This is a genomic window from Pseudomonas sp. P5_B2 (assembly GCF_056400445.1).
In genome coordinates, this window is the sequence record NZ_JBFULH010000311.1 from 1 (window position 1) to 4,915 (window position 4,915).

At 59.9% G+C, this 4,915-nt stretch carries 4 protein-coding genes; 3 read left to right on the top strand and 1 reads right to left on the bottom strand.

Features of this window, described 5'->3' with window-relative positions; translation table 11 throughout:
- On the bottom strand, positions 1-743 hold a 743-nt coding region (locus tag AC1DRJ_RS19190; protein WP_477803538.1), incomplete at its 3' end, for a CaiB/BaiF CoA transferase family protein.
- A 147-nt stretch (positions 744-890) separates the two neighbouring features.
- Here AC1DRJ_RS19190 and AC1DRJ_RS19195 point away from each other — a divergent pair.
- The 3 genes from AC1DRJ_RS19195 to AC1DRJ_RS19205 all read left to right on the top strand — a co-directional run bounded on the left by AC1DRJ_RS19195 (position 891) and on the right by AC1DRJ_RS19205 (position 4,675).
- On the top strand, positions 891-1,433 hold the full coding sequence (locus AC1DRJ_RS19195) for a YaeQ family protein (RefSeq protein WP_461996538.1): 543 nt from the start codon (positions 891-893) through the stop codon (positions 1,431-1,433).
- A 66-nt stretch (positions 1,434-1,499) separates the two neighbouring features.
- Positions 1,500-3,209 carry a single-stranded-DNA-specific exonuclease RecJ gene (recJ, locus tag AC1DRJ_RS19200; RefSeq protein WP_477803539.1) on the top strand — a complete coding sequence of 570 codons (1,710 nt, stop codon included), beginning with the start codon at positions 1,500-1,502 and terminating at the stop codon, positions 3,207-3,209.
- Positions 3,210-3,568: 359 nt separating this feature from the next.
- The gene (locus AC1DRJ_RS19205) at positions 3,569-4,675 is read left to right on the top strand and encodes an NADH:flavin oxidoreductase/NADH oxidase (protein ID WP_477803540.1); all 1,107 of its coding nucleotides are present in this window, start codon (positions 3,569-3,571) and stop codon (positions 4,673-4,675) included.
- Positions 4,676-4,915 lie beyond the last annotated feature (240 nt).

The window sequence follows — 4,915 nt, forward strand, 5'->3', positions numbered from 1 at the left end:
TGTTTACCATCGGCGCTGGTGTGGATAGAAGAGGGCGTGATGCCCGGCATGATGTTGCCAGTGCGCTCGCGAATGAAACCAAACACATCGAACTCCGGCACCATGCTTTCCATCATCGCGAAGATCGCTTCGTACAGCGCTACATCGACCACTTGGCCGAGTCCGCCGTTCACTTCGCGATGACGCAGGGCCATCAGCGCGCCAATCACACCCCAGAGCGCCGCAATCGAGTCGCCGATGGAAATTCCGGTGCGCACCGGAGGACGATCCTCGAACCCGGTGATGTAGCGCAGGCCGCCCATGGATTCACCGACCGCGCCAAAACCGGGTTGATCTTTCATCGGCCCGGTCTGACCGAAACCAGATAGGCGCACCATAACCAGTTTCGGGTTTAGCGCATGCAGGGTTTCCCAGCCCAGGCCGAGCTTTTCCAGGACTCCAGGGCGAAAGTTCTCGATCAGGATGTCTGCTTCACTGAGCAGCTTTTTCAGAATTGCCAGGCCGTCGGGGTGTTTCAGGTTCAGGGTCAGGGACTTTTTGTTACGCGCCTGGACGAACCACCACAGCGAGGTGCCTTCGTACAGTTTTCGCCACTTGCGTAACGGATCGCCGCCGTCAGGGGATTCGATCTTGATCACTTCGGCGCCGAACTCACCGCAAATGCGCGAGGCAAACGGCCCCGCGATCAGCGTACCCAATTCAATGACTTTCAGACCTGAGAGCGGTTTTCCGGAGAGCGGCATGCGGGATCCTGTAGGACAAAGGCTGAGCGTATACGCCGTTTTAACATAGCCGAACGTCAGACGAGCAAGCAGAATCGCCTTCAGTTCGATGATTGCCTACAGCATCGGTTAGACTTGCCGCCTTTCCTCGTATCAAGAAGCCCGTTCATGGCCCAGCCGTCCACGACCTACAAGTTTGAACTGAACCTCACCGACCTCGACCGCAGCGTTTACGAGACCGTGAAGCAGACCATCGCCCGTCACCCTTCGGAAACCGAAGAACGCATGACCGTGCGGCTGCTGGCCTACGCCTTCTGGTACAACGAGCAGCTGTCATTCGGCCGTGGTCTGTCGGACGTGGATGAGCCCGCCTTGTGGGAAAAGAGCCTGGATGACCGCGTCCTGCACTGGATCGAAGTCGGCCAGCCAGACGCCGATCGCCTGACCTGGTGCTCGCGTCGCACCGAACGCACCAGCCTGCTGGCTTACGGCAGCTTGCGCGTCTGGGAAACCAAAGTGATCCCCGCGATCAAAAACCTGAAAAACGTGCACATTGCTGCCGTTCCGCAGGACGTCCTGGAAACCCTGGCCAAAGACATGCCACGGGTGATCAAGTGGGACGTGATGATCAGCGAAGGGACGATTTTCGTTACCGACGACCGTGGTCAGCACGAAGTCCAGTTGCAATGGTTGAGCGGCGAACGCGGCTGATTATTCGCGGCTAACCCGTATCCACCGGTTTTATCCCACGTATTCAAGAGAAGCACCTGTCACCCCATGCGCATCGAACCTCGCCTGTTGCCCGACACCCTGCCATTCCTCGGTGATCTGCCGCCGCTGCTCACCCGCCTGTACGCGGCGCGGGGCGTGCTGACCGAGGCGGAACTGGACAAGAGCCTGGCGCGGCTGATTCCATTTCAGCAGCTCAAGGGCATCGATGCCGCCGTGGATTTGTTGGTGACGGCGCTGGAGCAGCGCCAGCGGATTCTGATTGTCGGCGACTTTGACGCCGATGGTGCGACGGCCAGTACCGTGGGCGTATTGGGGTTGCGCCTGTTGGGCGCGGCTCACGTCGATTATCTGGTGCCGAACCGGTTTGAGTACGGCTACGGCCTGACGCCGGAAATCGTCGAAGTGGCGCTGACACGCACGCCGCAATTACTGATCACCGTGGACAACGGTATTTCCAGTGTCGAAGGCGTGGCGGCGGCCAGGAAAGCGGGCCTTAACGTGCTGGTCACCGACCACCACTTGCCCGGCGATGAATTGCCACTGGCCGATGCCATCGTCAATCCAAACCAGCCAGGGTGCGACTTCCCGAGCAAGGCGCTGGCCGGCGTCGGGGTGATTTTCTATGTACTGATGGCCCTGCGCGCCCGCTTGCGCAGCCTTGGCTGGTACGAGAGCAAGCCACAACCGAACATCGGCGAGTTGCTGGATCTGGTCGCGCTGGGCAGTGTTGCCGACGTGGTGCCACTGGATGCCAACAACCGGATTCTGGTGCACCAGGGCCTGGAGCGGATTCGCGCCGGACGTGCCCGCCCGGGAATCAAGGCCATCCTTGAAGTGGCCAAACGTGATCATGCCCGTATCACTTCCACGGATTTGGGTTTCATTGTCGGCCCACGCCTGAACGCGGCAGGGCGCCTGGACGACATGAGTCTGGGCATCGAGTGCCTGCTCACCGAAGACGCGGGGATGGCGCGGGAAATGGCCGTGCAACTCGACGGCATGAACCAGGACCGCAAATCCATCGAGCAGGGCATGCAGCGTGAAGCGCTGGCGCAACTGAAGGATTTGCCGGTCGAGTCGATGCCGTTCGGTTTGTGCCTGTTTGATCCCGAATGGCACCAGGGTGTCATCGGTATCCTCGCGTCGCGTATGAAAGAGCGCTATTTCCGACCGACCATCGCCTTTGCCGATGCCGGCGATGGCTTGCTCAAGGGCTCGGGGCGTTCGGTTCAGGGTTTCCACATTCGCGACGCGTTGAGTGTGGTGGCGGCGCAGCATCCCAACCTGATCAGCAAATACGGCGGCCACGCCATGGCGGCTGGCCTGACACTGCCGGAAGCGAATTTTCCGCTGTTCGCCGAGGCCTTCGACGCTGAAGTGCGCCGGCAATTGCGCGAAGAAGACCTGACGGGGCGCCTGCTGTCGGACGGCACACTGGCGGTCGAAGAGTTCCACCTCGAACTGGCCCGCGCCCTGCGTCATGCCGGTCCTTGGGGGCAGCACTTTCCGGAGCCGTTGTTCCATGGCGTGTTCCAGTTGGTCGAGCAGCGTGTCGTCGGCGAACGTCACCTGAAAGTGGTGCTCAAAAGCGAATGCGGCTCGGTGAAACTGGACGGTATCGCCTTCGGCATCGACCGCGAAATCTGGCCTAACCCGACCATCAAGTGGGTGGAACTGGCCTACAAACTCGACCTCAACGAGTTTCGCGGTAACGAAACCGTGCAGTTGATGATTGCCCATATCGAACCCCGGTAGTCGCTGCTTGCTTTTGTGGCGAGGGGGCTCGCCCCCGTTCGGCTGCGCAGCAGTCGTAAAACCAACCGGCGCGGTATGTCTGGTGGAGTTCGATAGTCGATTTCAGGGCTGCTTCGCAGCCCAACGGGGCAAGCCCCCTCGCCACAGGTCTTGCATTGACTCCTGATTTGGGGAGTTTCATTTCTTGAACCCTCCCTCATCTCTCCGATGTCGACTAGGCTCTAATCACTGCTTGATTATCCTTGTGACGTCTTGTCGAATTTTTAGCCCGCGGGGGCGGGTGCTGCGCCTTTTTCCTGTCACTCGTCGACTTTTCAAACAGAACCCTGGAGCCTGCCCACTGATACGAGAGGTGACCCATGAGTCTGCTGCTCGAACCCTATACCCTGCGTCAATTGACCCTGCTCAACCGTATCGCGGTATCCCCCATGTGCCAGTACTCCAGCGTCGATGGGCTGGCCAATGACTGGCACCTTGTCCACCTCGGCAGTCGCGCGGTCGGCGGCGCTGGCCTGGTGTTTACCGAAGCCACGGCAGTCACCGCCGACGGGCGCATCACCGCCCAGGATCTCGGCCTGTGGAACGACGAACAGATCGAACCCCTGCAACGCATTACGCGCTTTATCGCCGCTCAGGGCGCCGTGGCCGGTATCCAGTTGGCACACGCTGGGCGTAAAGCCAGTACCCATCGGCCGTGGCTTGGCAACCATGGCAGCGTCAAACCCGAAGACGGCGGCTGGGTACCGGTGGGCCCGTCGACGATTGCCTTTGACCCGCAGCACACCCACCCACGGCAACTCGATGAAAGCGAGATCGCCGAGGTCATTCAGGCCTTTGTTGACTCGGCCAAGCGCGCACTGACAGCCGGTTTCAAAGTGGTCGAAATACACGCTGCCCACGGTTACCTGCTGCATCAATTTCTATCACCGCTGAGCAATCAGCGACGCGATCAATATGGCGGTTCGTTCGAGAATCGCATTCGGCTGGTGCTGCAAGTCACCGAAGCGGTGCGTGCGGTGTGGCCTGAAGAGCTGCCGCTGTTCGTGCGAGTGTCGGCCACCGATTGGGTGGAAGACGGCTGGAACCCGGACGAAACCGTGGAGCTGGCGCGACGCCTCCAAGCGTTGGGCGTGGACTTGATCGATGTTTCGTCGGGTGGTACGGCGGCCAATGCTGAAATTCCCACAGGACCCGGTTATCAAACACGCTTCGCCGAGCGTGTGCGCAAGGAGTCGGGCATTGCCACCGGCACGGTCGGCATGATCACCGAGCCGGCTCAGGCCGAACATATCTTGCGCACGTGCCAGGCGGACATCATCTTCCTGGCGCGAGAACTGTTGCGTGATCCGTATTGGCCACTGCATGCCGATGATGATCTGGGCGGACGCAAGGCCATCTGGCCAGCGCAGTACCAACGGGCAACGCATCGGGAACAGCCGATACATGAGTCGGATTTGCGTGACTGAATGAGACCGTGAAAAAAAAGCCCCGATCGTTGTGATCGGGGCTTTTGTGATTTTAGGCCGGGATTTTTGTAATACTGGACCGGCCCCATCGCCAGCAGGCTAGCTCCCACAGTTGATATTTGTCATACACAAAATCTGTGTCTTATGGAGATCCACTGTGGGAGCTAGCCTGCTGGCGATGGAGCCAGTTCAAGCACCCAATTCCTGTCAGGTGTACTTACGCTTATCCGGCGCCGGCGG